Source organism: Mycolicibacterium septicum DSM 44393 (assembly GCF_000455325.1).
GTDB classification, from domain to species: domain Bacteria; phylum Actinomycetota; class Actinomycetes; order Mycobacteriales; family Mycobacteriaceae; genus Mycobacterium; species Mycobacterium septicum.
In genome coordinates, this window is the sequence record NZ_HG322951.1 from 2,035,578 (window position 1) to 2,049,596 (window position 14,019).

General features: G+C 67.0%; 18 protein-coding genes and 1 pseudogene. 13 read left to right on the top strand and 6 right to left on the bottom strand.

The genetic code is table 11. From position 1 onward, the window contains the following. The first annotated feature begins 283 nt into the window (after positions 1 to 283). On the top strand, positions 284 to 646 hold the full coding sequence (locus TX88_RS09585; protein ID WP_044519254.1) for a heme-binding protein: 363 nt from the start codon (positions 284 to 286) through the stop codon (positions 644 to 646). Between the two features lie 37 nt (positions 647 to 683). After that, complete coding sequence (locus tag TX88_RS09590) at positions 684 to 1,463, top strand: bestrophin-like domain (protein ID WP_044516354.1); 780 nt, start codon at positions 684 to 686, stop codon at positions 1,461 to 1,463. A gap of 7 nt (positions 1,464 to 1,470) precedes the next feature. On the opposite strand, the gene TX88_RS09595 is transcribed toward TX88_RS09590, so the two are convergent. Then, positions 1,471 to 2,682 carry a cytochrome P450 gene (locus TX88_RS09595; protein WP_044516356.1) on the bottom strand — a complete coding sequence of 404 codons (1,212 nt, stop codon included), beginning with the start codon at positions 2,680 to 2,682 and terminating at the stop codon, positions 1,471 to 1,473. 162 nt (positions 2,683 to 2,844) lie between these two features. Between TX88_RS09595 and TX88_RS09600 the strand changes: the two genes are divergently transcribed. Together TX88_RS09600 and TX88_RS09605 are read left to right on the top strand one after the other, a co-directional pair. Continuing rightward, positions 2,845 to 3,879 carry a zinc-binding dehydrogenase gene (locus TX88_RS09600; protein WP_044519255.1) on the top strand — a complete coding sequence of 345 codons (1,035 nt, stop codon included), beginning with the start codon at positions 2,845 to 2,847 and terminating at the stop codon, positions 3,877 to 3,879. Further along, entirely contained in the window at positions 3,876 to 4,658 is a 783-nt protein-coding gene (locus TX88_RS09605) for an enoyl-CoA hydratase (RefSeq protein WP_044516358.1), read from the top strand. The genes TX88_RS09600 and TX88_RS09605 overlap by 4 nt, the downstream gene beginning before the upstream one ends. Positions 4,659 to 4,676: 18 nt before the next feature. Here the strand turns inward: TX88_RS09605 and TX88_RS09610 are convergent, their stop codons facing one another. After that, on the bottom strand, positions 4,677 to 5,066 hold the full coding sequence (locus tag TX88_RS09610; protein WP_044516359.1) for a hypothetical protein: 390 nt from the start codon (positions 5,064 to 5,066) through the stop codon (positions 4,677 to 4,679). A gap of 132 nt (positions 5,067 to 5,198) precedes the next feature. Between TX88_RS09610 and TX88_RS09615 the strand changes: the two genes are divergently transcribed. The 3 genes from TX88_RS09615 to TX88_RS09620 are packed head-to-tail and all read left to right on the top strand — an operon-like array spanning position 5,199 to position 6,139. Beyond that, positions 5,199 to 5,747 (top strand): TetR/AcrR family transcriptional regulator, encoded by a 549-nt coding sequence (locus TX88_RS09615; protein ID WP_044516360.1) that lies wholly within the window; start codon positions 5,199 to 5,201, stop codon positions 5,745 to 5,747. Positions 5,748 to 5,780: 33 nt separating this feature from the next. Next, positions 5,781 to 5,927: a hypothetical protein gene (locus tag TX88_RS34675; RefSeq protein ID WP_209446967.1), complete on the top strand. Its 147-nt coding sequence runs from the start codon at positions 5,781 to 5,783 to the stop codon at positions 5,925 to 5,927. Next, positions 5,921 to 6,139, top strand: coding sequence for a hypothetical protein (locus tag TX88_RS09620; protein ID WP_209446968.1), 219 nt, complete (start codon positions 5,921 to 5,923; stop codon positions 6,137 to 6,139). Before TX88_RS34675 ends, TX88_RS09620 begins: the two co-directional genes overlap by 7 nt. A gap of 15 nt (positions 6,140 to 6,154) precedes the next feature. Here TX88_RS09620 and TX88_RS09625 read toward each other — a convergent pair whose 3' ends face one another. Then, on the bottom strand, positions 6,155 to 6,562 hold the full coding sequence (locus tag TX88_RS09625) for a nitroreductase family deazaflavin-dependent oxidoreductase (RefSeq protein WP_044516362.1): 408 nt from the start codon (positions 6,560 to 6,562) through the stop codon (positions 6,155 to 6,157). A 68-nt stretch (positions 6,563 to 6,630) separates the two neighbouring features. Further along, positions 6,631 to 7,056 (bottom strand): OsmC family protein, encoded by a 426-nt coding sequence (locus TX88_RS09630; protein ID WP_044516363.1) that lies wholly within the window; start codon positions 7,054 to 7,056, stop codon positions 6,631 to 6,633. 271 nt (positions 7,057 to 7,327) lie between these two features. Here TX88_RS09630 and TX88_RS09635 point away from each other — a divergent pair, with 271 nt between their 5' ends. Beyond that, the gene (locus tag TX88_RS09635) at positions 7,328 to 7,690 is read left to right on the top strand and encodes a DoxX family protein (protein ID WP_084621993.1); all 363 of its coding nucleotides are present in this window, start codon (positions 7,328 to 7,330) and stop codon (positions 7,688 to 7,690) included. Between the two features lie 72 nt (positions 7,691 to 7,762). Here the strand turns inward: TX88_RS09635 and TX88_RS09640 are convergent, their stop codons facing one another. After that, a complete protein-coding gene (locus TX88_RS09640) occupies positions 7,763 to 8,053 on the bottom strand; it encodes a WhiB family transcriptional regulator (RefSeq protein WP_029107049.1) in 291 nt (96 codons plus the stop codon). 436 nt (positions 8,054 to 8,489) lie between these two features. Between TX88_RS09640 and TX88_RS09645 the strand changes: the two genes are divergently transcribed. From TX88_RS09645 to TX88_RS09655, 3 genes are all read left to right on the top strand, one after another. After that, a complete protein-coding gene (locus TX88_RS09645) occupies positions 8,490 to 9,287 on the top strand; it encodes a hypothetical protein (protein ID WP_044516365.1) in 798 nt (265 codons plus the stop codon). 100 nt (positions 9,288 to 9,387) lie between these two features. Beyond that, the gene (locus TX88_RS09650; protein ID WP_044516367.1) at positions 9,388 to 9,966 is read left to right on the top strand and encodes a sigma-70 family RNA polymerase sigma factor; all 579 of its coding nucleotides are present in this window, start codon (positions 9,388 to 9,390) and stop codon (positions 9,964 to 9,966) included. Beyond that, on the top strand, positions 9,959 to 11,146 hold the full coding sequence (locus tag TX88_RS09655) for an anti-sigma-D factor RsdA (RefSeq protein ID WP_044516369.1): 1,188 nt from the start codon (positions 9,959 to 9,961) through the stop codon (positions 11,144 to 11,146). Before TX88_RS09650 ends, TX88_RS09655 begins: the two co-directional genes overlap by 8 nt. Here TX88_RS09655 and TX88_RS09660 read toward each other — a convergent pair. Continuing rightward, entirely contained in the window at positions 11,137 to 11,541 is a 405-nt protein-coding gene (locus tag TX88_RS09660; protein WP_003882245.1) for a DUF5319 domain-containing protein, read from the bottom strand. The genes TX88_RS09655 and TX88_RS09660 overlap by 10 nt on opposite strands. 147 nt (positions 11,542 to 11,688) lie before the next feature. Here TX88_RS09660 and guaB point away from each other — a divergent pair, with 147 nt between their 5' ends. Both guaB and TX88_RS09670 read left to right on the top strand, forming a co-directional pair. Continuing rightward, positions 11,689 to 13,230 (top strand): IMP dehydrogenase, encoded by a 1,542-nt coding sequence (gene guaB / locus TX88_RS09665; RefSeq protein ID WP_044516371.1) that lies wholly within the window; start codon positions 11,689 to 11,691, stop codon positions 13,228 to 13,230. A gap of 38 nt (positions 13,231 to 13,268) precedes the next feature. After that, a pseudogene (locus TX88_RS09670) lies at positions 13,269 to 14,019 on the top strand (GuaB3 family IMP dehydrogenase-related protein); the annotation flags it as partial.

The following is a 14,019-nucleotide window of genomic DNA, read 5'->3' on the forward strand; positions in this document are numbered from 1 at the left end:
TCTGTGCGCAGGGGGACGTGCGCGGTGCAGATGGAGTGCCGCGGGCAGCTACACCGGTCGTGCCCTATCCCTGTGATTACGACTGGTATTGCGACACCGGGTGGGATCTCGACGTCATCTGGGACCCGGGCCGTCCCGGCGGACCCGGCGGACCCGGCGGACCGGGCGGGCCTGGTGGTCCTGGTGGTCCCGGAGGCCCGGGCCGTCCGGGTGGCGGTGGCGGCATCGGACCGCGTTGAGGAACTACGTCATGAACCGTGGACAACTTGCTGAAGGAGCCAACATGTCGCTCTCACGTCTCACCCGCCATTCAGTCGGCGCCGCCATCGGTGCCGGTGTCTTCGCCGGTCTGTCGCTTCTGAGCGCTGTTGCAGCCACGGCGGATCCACCCGTGCCGCCACCGTGCACGGCCGCCGAGATGGCACGCGTGATGTCGGGTATCTCCTTCGAGACCTCGAGCTATCTGACCGCCCACCCCGACGTCAACGACTTCTTCACCAGTCTCAAGGGGCAACCGAAGGATCAGATCGGAAATCAGGTCCGCAGCTACTTGGACGCCAACCCTGCCACCCGGCAGGATCTCGACCGCATCAGGCAACCGGGCGCTGACTTCCGGCAGCGCTGCGGACTTCCCGCGATTCCCTGATGATTTGGTGTCCGTCGACCCGGAGCTGAGGTGAGCGATGGGTGGCTTGACCCTGCCGGGCCTGTGGTTGTTCCTCGCCGTGGTCCTCGCCGCGTCGGCTCTGCTGGCTGTCGGGAGTGTGTGGATTGCCAACAAGACGGTGTACCGGCCGGGCGCCAAGAAACAGACGGGGACTCTGTCGCCCTTTCTGACCACCGTTGCCCTCGTTTACGGTGCGCTACTGGGTTTCACGGTCGTCGTCGCGTGGGAGCAGTTCTCGTCGGCAGAGGAAAACGTCACCAATGAGTCGTCGACTCTGGCGACGATGTACCGGCAGACGGTGAGCCTGCCGGGGCCCGAACAGGTGCGGACGCGGGAACTGCTGCGCACCTACACTGTCGCCGCGCAGGCCGAGTGGGATACCCGGCAACGCGATGCCGCGAGTGATGCGGCGCGAGGGGCGATCACCGACATGTACCGCGTACTGGGTCAGCAGACGCCCAACGCCCATCCGGTCAACGCCGAGATCCGCGATCAGCTCAATGTCTTGACATCGCAACGGAACACGAGAATTCTCGATGCGCAGCCCCGGATTCCAGGGCTGCTGTGGAGCGGTCTGCTGTTCGGGGCAGTCCTTCTCATCGGGCTCATCGGCTTCACTTACCTCAGCAATACGGTGAGTCACATGGTCCTGTCGAGCGCGATCGCCATCCTGCTCGGTCTTCTGCTGTTCCTCATCTTCTGGCTGGACCATCCGTTCGGGCAGCAACTCGGCGTTACGCCGGCATCGCTCGACTACGCGGTGCGGGTCTTCGACGGGGTCGATCACGGAAAGTAGGCGTGGCTCACCACGTGACCGGAAGTTCTTCCATCCCATAGATTTCCTGCTGGTTCTGAAACGGCAGTTCGTCGACAGGGACGGTCAGACGGAGTCCTGGCAGTCGGCGGGCCAGGGTGGACAGCGCGACCTGCATCTCGACCCTGGCGAGGTTCTGCCCGATGCACTGATGCACCCCGAATCCGAAACCCAAATGCCCACGGGTGTTCCGGTCGGTGTCGAGGCGGGCGGGATCGTCGACGAACGCGGGATCCCAGTTCCCGGCGGGAAGGTTCATCAACAGGAAGTCTCCGGCGCGGATCGATTCGCCACCGAGGGTCAGGTCCTCCGTCGCGACCCGGTCCACCTGGCTGTGCACGATCGTGAGGTAGCGCATCAGCTCCTCGACGACGTTGGCGACGACGGCGGTGTCATCGGTCCTGCCGAGAAGCTCGAAGACGTCTGGATGTTGCAGCAACGCAACGGTTCCCAGGGAGATCATGCTGGCCGTGGTCTCGTGGCCCGCCTGCAGGAGGATCAGTCCGTTCATGGCGGCTGTCTCGCGGCTCAGTTCACCGGATGCGACGTAGTCGGTGATGAGGCGGCTCATCAAATCATCGCCGGGTTCACGTTCCTTGCGTGCGACCAGATCGAACATGTAGCCGAAGAGTGCCCCGATGGCCTGGGCCTTCTCGTCCTCGGACGACCGGGCATCGAGGCCGACCGTGCTGTGGTGTTGGAAGAACGCGTGATCGCTGTAGGGCACACCCAGCAACAGCGAGATGACGAGCGACGGCACCGGTAACGCGAAGCCCCGCACGAGATCTGCCGGCGGCCCTTTCTCGATCACGTCGTCGAGGAACTGGTCGACCAGCTCCTGGATCTGCGGTCGCATCGCCTCGGCACGCCGCCACGTGAAATCGCGGGTCATCATGCGGCGCAGCCGATTATGTTCGGGGTCGTCGGTGCGGGCAAAGATCACCGGTAGGGCATCCCCGGCGCCGACCTCACGGAGCCGCTGCTTGATCGTGTCCGCGCTGAGGCGCGGGTCGATCAACGATGCCCGGATATCTTCGTACCGGCTGACCACCCAGGTCGGCCGGCCCTGCCACATCACTCGTCGCAGCCCCTCCGAGTCCCGCCATTCAGAGAATTCGGGCGGCGGTGCCAGCGGGCATCCGGCGGGCCGGGGCCTCGGAATGGTGGGCAGGTCGACGGCGTCACCGAGGGTCTGGGTCATGGCCACGAACCCTATCTGGCCCGCAGAACAAATGTTAGGTTTTGAATTTCCATGCCAGGGCACTCGCACCGCGCGCACCCTTTGGTCCCCGAGACCACGCGCACCGGCCTAGCCTCGAGGCGTTGGGTCTCACTGCCTCCCGAACGAGTGAAGGAACCGAGCATGCGAGCAACCGTGATGTATGGGGCCGGCGACGTGCGCGTCGAGAACGTGCCCGACCCCATCGTGAAGGAGCCGACTGACGCCATCGTGCGGGTCACCCGTGCCTGCATCTGCGGCAGCGACCTGTGGCCGTACCAGTCGATGCCGCACAAGGACGGTGGCCGCCGGATGGGCCATGAGTTCATCGGCATCGTGGAGGACGTCGGCGCGGATGTGTCCGGATTCCGCCGCGGCGATCTGGTGGTGGCCCCCTTCGTCTGGGCGGACAACACGTGTGACTTCTGCAAGGAGGGTCTGCAGACATCGTGCCGCCATGGTGGCGGGTGGGGTGCCCCCGGCGTCGATGCCGGCCAGGGCGAGGCCGTGCGCGTTCCCCAGGCGCAGGGCACGTTGGTGAAGCTGCCGGTGGCAGCGGATTCGGCGCTGATGCCGTCCCTGCTGACCCTGTCGGATGTGTTCTGTACCGGTCATCACGGCGTGGTGACCGCCGGCGTGGGGCCGGGATCGTCGGTGACGGTCATCGGTGACGGCGCGGTGGGATTGTGTGCGGTGCTGGCCGCCAAGCGGTTGGGTGCCGAGCAGATCATCCTGAATGGTCGCCACACCGTCCGGACCGACCTGGGGCGTGAGTTCGGCGCCACCGACGTCGTCGCCGAACGTGGCGACGAAGCCGTCGAGAAGATCCGTGAACTGACCGGCGGTGACGGTACCCACGCGGTGATCGAATGCGTCGGTACCGAGCCCTCGGTAGTCACCGCACTGGACGCGGTCCGTGCCGGTGGCCGCGTCAGCCGGCTCGGGGTATCTCAATACACCGAGGTGCCAATGGGTTTCGGGACGTTCTTCCGCAACGTCACCCTCACCGGTGGCGTCGCTCCCGCCCGCGCCTACATCGAGGAACTCATGCCCGACGTTCTCGACGGCACCATCGAACCGGGGCTGGTGTTCGACCGCACCATCGGTCTCGACGAAACCCCCGACGGCTACCGCGCGATGGCCGACCGTGAGGCCCTCAAGGTGTTGATCGAGCCATGACGCTGCTGCTTCAAGATCGCGACGATCGCGGCGTCGTCACGCTGACATTGAACCGCCCGCAGGCCTTCAACGCATTGTCCGAGGCGATGCTGACCGCGCTCGGTGACGCTTTCGATGCGCTGGCTCGGGACGACACGGTGCGCGCCGTGGTGCTCGGGGCATCCGGCAAGGCGTTCTGCGCCGGGCATGACCTCAAAGAGATGCGGGCTGAGCCGTCCCTGGAGTACTACCAGCGGTTGTTCGCCCAATGCACCGCGGTGATGCTGTCGATTCAGCGGCTGCCCGTGCCGGTGATCGCGCGGGTCCAAGGCCTCGCGACGGCGGCGGGCTGCCAGCTCATCGCGATGTGCGATCTCGCGGTGGCCAGTGATGACGCGCGCTTCGCGGTCAGCGGTGTCAACGTCGGGTTGTTCTGCGCGACCCCGGGAGTGGCACTGTCGCGCAACGTGCCCCGCAAGGCCGCCTTCGAGATGCTCGTGACCGGCGACTTCGTCCCTGCCGAGCAGGCCCGGGTGCTGGGGCTGGTCAACCGGGTGGTGGCAGCGGACGCCCTCGACGACGAGGTCGAGGCGGTGATCGCGAGCATCGTGGCGAAGCCCCGTGTTGCGGTCGCGATGGGAAAGGCGTTGTTCTACCGGCAGATCGACGTCGACATCGAGTCTGCCTACGCCGACGCGGGCACGACGATGGCCTGCAACATGATGGATCCGAGCGCGCTCGAAGGAGTGCAGGCCTTCATCGACAAGCGCCCGCCGGCCTGGTCGGTGGCGCCGACGTAGCGGCCGAGCTGCCCCTCGTCAGGCGGCGCGGCGGTGGCCGGCCAGCGCTGACGACACTTCGGCGGCCGTCGGTTCGTCGTCGGGGACCACGGCCATTGCCCGGTCCTCGCCGGCGCTGCGGTAGTTCCTCAGATACCGATCCCTTTCATCCCGGCGCAGCGGGGTGGAGAAGATGCTCACGTTGTTGGCGGGGGCATCGGGTTGCCGGGCTTGGGCCAGTCTGCGGGCGCCGGTGCGGAAACCGGCCACGGCGCCGCCCAGGCACGCGATCAGCGCGATGCCGGCGACGGGCGCCAGATCGCTGCCCAATGCCAGGGCCGTGACGAAAAGCCCGAGCGACACGAACCCGACGAGCAGCAGAACGTACGCGATGTTGGGAACCGGAATACGGTCCGCACCTTTCAACATGTGATCACCTCACGAAAACTCGAACCTGCGGTAACTACGCTACGCGTAGCGTATCGATTGCTACGTATAGCGTAGCGCATGGCGGGTCCGAGATATTCCCGTCGACCGACGGACAGACCAGGGAGGGGACCCATGGCGCAGGGGCGGGTCGAAGACGGCATCGCTGAGTCGACGCTGTCCCTGTTGCGCTCAGGAGGTCCTCGGGCGGTGACGGTCGAAGCTGTTGCCGCGCACTCGGGAATCGCGAAGACGACGATCTACCGACGGCATCCCAATCGGCGCGACATGTTGGCCGGCGCGCTGTCGAGACTCGCCTCGCCGAGCCCACTCGATCCCCGTGCGAGTGCCCCGGATCGGCTCCGGTGGCTCATCACCCACGCGATCGAAACGGTCGAGGACGGCATCGGTCTCGGCGGGCTCGCGGCATTGCTCACCGAGGATGATCCCGAATTCGCCGCACTGTTCCGGCGGATCCTGATCGACCAGCGCGCGGCGTTGGCCGCCGTGATCGACGACGGCAAAGCCGACGGTTCGATCCGCGCGGACGTCGATGCCGAGACGCTGATCGACGGGGTGGTCGGTGCCTACATCGCCGAGCACGCCCGCATCGGTGCCATCGAAGACGGTTGGGAGGAGCGCTTGTTCAAGCTTTTCTGGCCCGCCGTGCGGGCAGGAAAATAGCCTGTTCCACCAAGTAGACCGGAGGTTGGCGCAGTGCCGTTGATCGATGTCACCTGCGGGGCCCGGGTCACCGATGCCATGCGGACGCGGCTGGCGGAAGAGCTACCGGCAGCGGTGTCGATCGCCGTGGCATGCGGCGACGAACCCTACGACGGCAACCTCCAACCGGGGACGTGCTGATCCGGTTCCACGACGTCGGGCCGTTCGACCGGTTCGACCTCGATGTGCTGATCGAGGTCAAGTCGAAGTTTTTTCCGGACCGGGCTGAGGACCGGCAGGCCGGTGCCGACGCCATACTGGCCGCCGCGCAGACCGCGATCGGTGCGGGTTGTCTGATCGGCGTCTATCTGACCCTGCCCGTGGCGGCCTGGTCGCAGACGGCGGTCAGCTGACGGTGTCGGCTGCGGTCAGCGGCGTTGCAGCTCGATGACCGGGATGACGCGGTCGGTCTTGGTTTGGTACTCGCCGAATCCCGGTGCCTTCTCGACGATGCGCGGATAGGCGGCGTCGCGCTCGGCCAGCGGCATCTCCCGCGCATGCACGTCGTAGGCGTCGGTGCCGATCTCGATGTGGGCATCGGGATGCGCGCGCAGGTTGTGCAGCCACGCGGGGTCGACGTCGGCGCCCGCGTAAGACCCGACGATGGCGAGCTTTCCGTCGAGGTCGAACGCCATCACCGGGTTGACCCGCTCCTTGCCGCTCTTGGCGCCGGTGGTGTGCAGCAGGAGCAGCGTCGCGCCTTCGAAGGGTCCTCCGACCTTGCCGCCGTTGGCGCGGAACTCGGCGATGATGTTGTCATTCCAGTTGTCTGCCATGGCTTCCTTCCTACGCCTGGGCAACGCGACGGTGCACGCGGATCACGAAATCGCGCGAACCGGTCGGTTCACCGCTCGGTCGTGGTGATGTGGACCGAGGAGGTCAGCGTCTGATGCACGGGGCAGCGTTCGGCGATGTCCATCAGTCGTTCTCGTTGACTGTCGTCTAGCTCGCCGATCAACTCGATCTCGCGATCGATGTGGTCGAGCATCCCCTTGGTGGTCTCGCAGTCTGCACAGTCTTTCGCGTGAATGCGTGAGTGCCGCAATATCACTCGTACTTGCTCAAGCGGCCAGCCCTTGCGGTTGGCGTACATCCGCACTGTCATCGACGTACACGCGCCCAAACCGGCCAGCACCAGGTCATAGGGATTGGGGCCGGCATCGTCTCCCACGGGAAGGGGTTCGTCAGCGATGAGCTGGTGGCGCCCGGCGGTGATCTGCTGGGTGTAAGTTCCCGCGCCGGTCTCCGCCACGGTTACGTCGGTGGTCATGCAGTCTCCTTCGCCGTGAAATGACTCAGGAACGGATCGTGCCCCGAGTGTGGGTGTCGGTACGCGATTTCGCCGAATTCCGCGCCGCAGACCCCCGTTTGCCGACCGGGCGTCAGTCCGCCGAGACCACGTCGACCGCCCGTCGCGGATGTCAAGGCGCCGTAGGGACTTCAGCTGGCCTGCCGGCGCGATGTCACGTTTCACCCGCGGCAAGCGTCAACAAGGTGAACCCCTTGAAATCCTTGGCGACCGAACAATGGAGGCGACAACCATGACCCTGCAACTCGGAATGGTCGCGACAGTGATCGTCGCGATCGCCATCGCGGCCAATGCGGCGATGGCTCTCGGAGACCTCGTCGGGGCCCGCTTCGTGCTGGCCAACTCCACGGAGGTCGGCGTCCCGCGAACCTGGGTACCGGTGCTCGGGTTGCTCAAGGGCGCGGGCGCCGTCGGGCTGCTCGTGGGCCTGTTCGCCTTTCGGCCGCTCGGCGTCGCCGCAGCGATCGGACTGATCGCGTTCTTCATCGGTGCCGTCATCACGCACGTTCGCGCGCAGGTGTTCTACAACATTGCTTTTCCCGCTGCGTTCCTCGTGCTCGCGGTGCTGTCACTGGGAGCCTTTGTCGCGGGCTGAGCCAACTGAAAAGGCCCCACCCCTCGCGGGATGGAGCCCTTTCAGCTCGGCGTATTAAGTTTGCTGTGTAGCTCAGGCGCTGCGGCGGATGCCCCGCTTGAGCAAGAGCTCGCGCTCCGACTCGCTCAGGCCGCCCCAGATGCCGTACGGCTCACCGACGGCCAGCGCGTGTGAACGGCACTGGGTGATCACCGGGCAGCTGCGGCACATCTCCTTGGCGCGCACCTCACGTTGGGCCCGGGCCCGTCCGCGTTCACCATCAGGATGGAAGAACATCGACGAATCGACACCACGGCAAAGTCCCTGCATTTGCCAATCCCAGATATCCGCATTGGGTCCGGGAAGCTGCTGCGGCTGCGGCATATGGAAAACCCCTCTCTGCTCGCCCATTTCGCCAACGCGGGCGGGTTTGAGTCGGTGGAACCGAACTGAGCTCATGTCGCCGATGACCGCTCGTGCACACAAACTAGGGGGACTGAATAAAGCGCGTCAATAGCCTGCCGGTGTGCTAAAGGGCATAACCGCAGGTCGAGAATTTACATCACGTTCATCGTTGTGAAGCCTTGACTGAGACATGAGTGTTAAGGATCTGGCCTGGGTCTTCGGGTTTCCCCTGTTCGGGCACATCGCGGCGTCGAAGGCAATTCCGGGCAGGCGATAGTTAGTTGACATGCCATTAACATTCAAGCCATCAATTGTTAACTAATGATCGCGGAGCAAAGTGAATTTCCCGTATCCGCCGGTACCGGGTTGCCCGGAGGGGTTGCAATGCCCTCGGTATTGATAGCGTCGCGAACCGATGACTGCACTCGCAGCGGCCACTACGGCCCTGGCTGACGCCGCGTTCGGGGCCGACCCCGGCCGGTGGCCCCTGCCCGGGGCGACCACCCCGCACGAACGCTGGCTGCGGGCCGTCGCCGCCGGCGGGCAGGGGCGTTACGCCTGCGCGCTCGCCGAGCTCTCCGAGATTCTGCGGTGCCAGGACTCCGGTTCGTTGGTGTCGCTGGCGTACAGCACGCGCGCCTCGTTCCTTCGCCAGCTGGGCGGTCATGCGCGTGCGCGGGGCGCCGACGGTCAGGCCTGGGCGCGCTGCGGCGACGATGACGAGGCCGCCGCCGACGCGCTCGTCGGCCTGGCCGCCGATGCCCTCGGGATGGGCCGGTTCGGCGTCTCGGCCCGACTGCTCGACCGGGCGCGCGCCATCGACACCCCCGCCGATTCGCGCCGGCGGATCCGGCTGTCGTGGGTGAGCGCCGAACTGGCGATGGTCCAGAGTGACGGTGCCGAGGCGGTCGAACATGCCCGGCGCGGAGTCGCGGCGGCAGCCGGGCACCGCTCGACGCGCCACGCCGTCAAATCAGATGTCGTGCTGGCCGCGGCACTGTGTAGTGCCGGTGAGTACGACGCGGCCCGCGAGGTCGCCGACGCTGCACTGCCGGCCACCGAGAAAGCCGGGTTGGTCCCGCTGCGCTGGGCATTGGCCTGCGTACTTGCCGACATCGGGAGCGCCGCGCACGAAGCTGCACAAATAAGCCGGATCCGTGACCTCAGCGCCGATACAGTGCGTCGCAGAGGCGGGGTGTGGGCCGGCGCCTAGAACCGCCACCGGCACGGTCACCACATCCCGATCGTTATTGTTTAGCTGAGCCAATCGCCGCGAGTGTCGGTGCAACGTAACGCTGGAGAGATCGCCCACGATGACAAGTTCGGGAGACCGTCTCGACATTGTCGTTGCTGAGGCAGTGGCAGGTGATCGGAACGCGCTCTCGGAAGTGCTGGAGATCATTCGGCCGATCGTCGTTCGGTATGTCCGTGCGAGGGTGGGGGCGACCGAGCGCAGTGGTCTCTCAGCTGATGACGTTGCGCAGGAGGTTTGCTTGGCCGCCATAACGGCGCTGCCGCGATACAAGGATCAGGGACGCCCGTTCCTGGCCTTTGTCTACGGCATCGCTGCGCACAAGGTTGCTGACGCGCATCGCGCGGCAGCCAGGAATCGCGCCGAGCCCACGGATGTGGTGCCCGAGCGGTTCTCCCTTGACGCGGGGCCAGAGCAGTCCGCGCTCGACACCGAATCTTCTGCACGGATGGCCAGGCTGCTGTCCGTGCTGCCCGAAAAGCAGCGCGAGATCCTGATCCTGCGTGTCGTGGTCGGCATGAGTGCCGAGGAGACCGCCGAGGCGGTCGGCAGCACCGCCGGCGCGGTGCGCGTTGCGCAGCACCGTGCGCTGGCGCGGCTGAAGAACGAGATCATGGCGACGGGGCGCGACCATGCCTGACTTCGGCCGCTGGACCTCAAACGGTGGTGATCCGTCCCTCAACGAGATCAACCGGTCCGAGAAATTCATCGAGGCGCTGTCCCTCGAGCATCAGGTCTATGCCACCGACCGGGAGGAAGCCGAGCTGGCCGTCCTGCTGGCCGGGTGGCGCGACGACGCACGGCGCACCCCGATGTCGGGTATCGCCACGCCGCGCGAGGCCGTGGCGGCGCTCGACAAGGCCACCGGGCACGGGCGGGTGCGCTTCCCGATGGCGCTGGTGGGTTCGATGGCCGCCGCGGTGCTGTGCCTCGGCGGGTTCGGTGCCGCCGTGTACGGCTCCGGCCCGGGCGACCCGCTCTACGGGGTGCGCGGGCTGGTCTTCGGATCGGCGCCGGTGACCCGCGACGTGGGCGTCGAGTTGGCGTCGAGTGAACTCAAGCAGGTGCAGCAGCTGATCGACGAAGGACAGTGGGAGCAGGCGCAGCAGAAGCTGCAGGTCCTCACCACGACTGTCGCCACCGTCGGTGACGAACAGCGCAAGCAGGAACTCGTCGACCAGTGGCAGCAGCTGTCGGTGAAGGTCGAGAACCGCGACCCGAACGCGACCGTGCCGCCCGATGCGCCGCCGGTCGTGTTCCCCGAGGTCACGGTGACGGTGACGCCGTCGTCGCCGTCCGAGAGCCCGTCCGGGGAGAGCCCGACGTCCACCCCGACGACCGGGCCGTCGACCTCGCCGACGGAGACCACACCGAGCTCCGAGACATCCAACCCGTCCGCGACATCCACGCCGTCGGAGACCTCGACGTCGCAACCGACGACCACTGCGCCGTCGACGCCGTCGTCCTCGTCCGCCACGCCGGCGCCGTCGAGCAGTGCCGAGCCGACGACGAGCGCGACGGCCCCGGCGACAGCGCCGTCGTCGCCGGCCTCACAGCCGTCGGCGACACACACGACGTCGGCGCCGACCACCTCGGCCGCTCCGGCGGCCGAACCGCCGGTCACCACGACCGTCGCGCCGGCGGTGGAGCCCACGTCTGTGCCGTCGGCGCCGCCGGTACGCACAACGCAGGCCGCGCCCATCGAGACCGGCAGTGGCGCAGGTCACGAGGGCGCGTCGAACGGGCGTGGTGGTGAGGGTCCGGCAGCGCCGGTGATCGAGGTGCCCCTGTTGCCGGGGCTAGGCGGCGGTCAGCGGTAGCCGTCGGTGTCCGACGTGGCCTCGTTGAGCGAAGCGTCGGCGTAGCCGCGGCAGTAGTCCCATGTCACGTAGGCGTCGGGCTCGGGGTCGTAGGCCGGTTCGTGCGGGCGCACAGTGCCGTCGACAAGCAGCTGCAGCAGGTTGGCCCGCAGCATGTCCCAGTCGTGGTAGTGGTCCTGCTGGCATTCGTCGCAGCACACGACGAGGCCACGAATTCCCTTGTGCGCCAACAACGCTTCATATACCGCTAGATCGGCGAGATCAGCCTCGACAGCCGTTCGTTCCTGGGGGTCCAGGGGCTGGCCCGGCTCGATGGCGTCCAGCGCAGCCGACGGATCGCAGGGATCGTCGGCAAACGGATCGGGCGGCAAACCAGGGGGGAGGTGGTCACGCACGAGTCCCACACTACGCAGCCGTACAGGTATCGCGCCAGCCGTCCCGATGTGTGCCGTGATGTGCAACGAAGCGGCAACATCATTGTCAATAACGGAGCCGATAGAATCGGATTACACGCCCCACGCCTGCCACTGGAGGCCCCACCCATGTCGATCGCTGAAAGCAGCGTTCCCATCGCCGTACCGGTGCCGACCGGCGGTGATGACCCCACCAAGATCGCAATGCTCGGTCTCACCTTTGATGATGTGTTGTTGCTGCCTGCGGCTTCCGATGTGGTCCCCGCCACGGCTGACACCTCGAGCCAGCTGACCCGCAACATCCGTCTGCGGGTGCCGATGGTCAGCTCCGCGATGGACACCGTGACCGAATCGCGGATGGCCATCGCGATGGCCCGCGCAGGTGGCATGGGGGTACTGCACCGCAACCTTCCGGCGGCTGAACAGGCCGCCCAGGTGGAGACGGTGAAGCGGTCGGAGGCCGGCATGGTCACCGACCCGGTCACCTGCTCGCCGAGCAACACCCTGGCCGAGGTCGACGCGATGTGCGCCCGGTTCCGGATCTCCGGTCTGCCGGTCGTGGATGAGGAGGGGCAGCTGGTTGGGATCATCACCAACCGCGACATGCGCTTCGAGGTGGACGAGAACAAGCCCGTCGCCGAGGTGATGACCAAGCCGCCGCTGATCACCGCGCAGGAAGGTGTCTCGGCCGAGGCCGCCCTGGGGCTGCTGCGCCGGCACAAGATCGAGAAGCTGCCGATCGTCGACGGGCACGGCAAGCTGACCGGCCTGATCACGGTCAAGGATTTCGTCAAGACCGAGCAGTTCCCGTTGGCCACCAAGGACAGCGACGGCCGGCTGCTGGTCGGCGCCGCGGTCGGCGTCGGCGACGACGCCTGGGCCCGGGCCATGCTGCTGGTCGACGCTGGGGTGGACGTGTTGATCGTCGACACCGCCCACGCCCACAACCGGGGTGTGCTCGACATGGTGGCGCGGGTGAAGAAGACCGTGGGCGACCGCGTCGAGGTGATCGGCGGAAATGTCGCCACCCGCGCCGCCGCGGCCGCTCTGGTGCAGGCCGGTGCCGATGCGGTCAAGGTCGGTGTCGGCCCCGGCTCGATCTGCACGACCCGCGTCGTCGCCGGTGTCGGCGCCCCGCAGATCACCGCCATCCTGGAAGCCGTCGCGGCCTGCAAGCCCTACGGAGTGCCGGTGATCGCCGACGGCGGGCTGCAGTACTCCGGCGATATCGCCAAGGCGCTGGCCGCCGGCGCGTCGACGGCCATGCTGGGATCGCTGCTGGCCGGCACTGCCGAGTCGCCCGGTGACCTGATCTTCGTCAACGGCAAGCAGTTCAAGAGTTACCGCGGCATGGGCTCGCTGGGCGCCATGCAGGGACGCGGCGGTGGCAAGTCCTACTCCAAGGACCGCTACTTCCAGGACGACGTGCTCTCCGAGGACAAGTTGGTGCCGGAGGGCATCGAGGGCCGCGTGCCGTTCCGCGGTCCGCTGGGTTCGGTGATCCACCAGCTGACCGGCGGCTTGCGGGCAGCCATGGGCTACACCGGCTCGGGCACCATCGAGCAGCTGCAGCAGGCGCAGTTCGTCCAGATCACGGCGGCCGGGTTGAAGGAAAGCCACCCGCACGACATCACCATGACTGTCGAGGCCCCCAACTACTACACCCGCTGATTCGGTGGGGCAGGAGACTAAGAGCAGTCATGCGCGACATGGTTGAAATCGGCATGGGCAGAACCGCCCGGCGCACCTACGAACTCGACGACATCACGATCGTGCCCTCGCGGCGCACCCGCTCGTCCAAGGACGTGTCGACGGCGTGGCAGCTCGATGCCTACCGCTTCGAGGTTCCGGTCATCGCGCACCCCACCGACGCGCTGGTGTCGGTGGAGTTCGCCATCGAGATGGGCCGGCTCGGCGGGCTCGGTGTGCTCAACGGCGAGGGCTTGATCGGCCGGCACGCCGACGTCGAGGAGAAGGTCGCGCAGGTCCGCGATGTCGCCGCGACCGCAACCGACGAGGCGGCCGCGATCCGGATGCTGCAGCAGCTGCACGCGGCACCGCTGGATCCCGAGCTGCTCGGCGCCGCGGTGACCCGCATCCGCGAGGCCGGGGTGACCACGGCGGTGCGGGTCAGCCCGCAGAACGCCCAGGCACTGACCCCGACCCTGGTGGCCGCCGGGATCGACCTGCTGGTCATTCAGGGCACCATCATCTCCGCCGAGCGCGTCGCGTCCGATGGCGAGCCGCTGAACTTGAAGACGTTCATCTCCGAGCTCGATGTGCCGGTCGTGGCCGGCGGTGTGCTCGACCACCGCACCGCCCTGCACCTGATGCGTACCGGCGCGGCCGGTGTGATCGTGGGCTACGGCTCCACCGCCGGTGTGACCACCAGCGACGAGGTGCTGGGCATCAGCGTGCCGATGGCCACCGCCATCGCCGATGCGGCCGCCGCGCGTCGCG

Bases quoted from the DNA above. Each gene is read 5' to 3' on its own strand.
- TX88_RS09610 (WP_044516359.1), bottom strand. From the start codon at position 5,066: ATGTTGAAAGGTGCGGACCGTATTCCGGTTCCCAACATCGCGTACGTT.
- TX88_RS09630 (WP_044516363.1), bottom strand. From the start codon at position 7,056: ATGACCACCGACGTAACCGTGGCGGAGACCGGCGCGGGAACTTACACC.
- TX88_RS09600 (WP_044519255.1), top strand. From the start codon at position 2,845: ATGCGAGCAACCGTGATGTATGGGGCCGGCGACGTGCGCGTCGAGAAC.
- TX88_RS09645 (WP_044516365.1), top strand. From the start codon at position 8,490: ATGACTGCACTCGCAGCGGCCACTACGGCCCTGGCTGACGCCGCGTTC.
- TX88_RS09635 (WP_084621993.1), top strand. From the start codon at position 7,328: ATGACCCTGCAACTCGGAATGGTCGCGACAGTGATCGTCGCGATCGCC.
- TX88_RS09625 (WP_044516362.1), bottom strand. From the start codon at position 6,562: ATGGCAGACAACTGGAATGACAACATCATCGCCGAGTTCCGCGCCAAC.
- TX88_RS09585 (WP_044519254.1), top strand. From the start codon at position 284: ATGTCGCTCTCACGTCTCACCCGCCATTCAGTCGGCGCCGCCATCGGT.
- guaB (WP_044516371.1), top strand. From the start codon at position 11,689: ATGTCGATCGCTGAAAGCAGCGTTCCCATCGCCGTACCGGTGCCGACC.
- TX88_RS09605 (WP_044516358.1), top strand. From the start codon at position 3,876: ATGACGCTGCTGCTTCAAGATCGCGACGATCGCGGCGTCGTCACGCTG.
- TX88_RS09595 (WP_044516356.1), bottom strand. From the start codon at position 2,682: ATGACCCAGACCCTCGGTGACGCCGTCGACCTGCCCACCATTCCGAGG.
- TX88_RS09590 (WP_044516354.1), top strand. From the start codon at position 684: ATGGGTGGCTTGACCCTGCCGGGCCTGTGGTTGTTCCTCGCCGTGGTC.
- TX88_RS09640 (WP_029107049.1), bottom strand. From the start codon at position 8,053: ATGCCGCAGCCGCAGCAGCTTCCCGGACCCAATGCGGATATCTGGGAT.
- TX88_RS09615 (WP_044516360.1), top strand. From the start codon at position 5,199: ATGGCGCAGGGGCGGGTCGAAGACGGCATCGCTGAGTCGACGCTGTCC.
- TX88_RS09655 (WP_044516369.1), top strand. From the start codon at position 9,959: ATGCCTGACTTCGGCCGCTGGACCTCAAACGGTGGTGATCCGTCCCTC.
- TX88_RS09650 (WP_044516367.1), top strand. From the start codon at position 9,388: ATGACAAGTTCGGGAGACCGTCTCGACATTGTCGTTGCTGAGGCAGTG.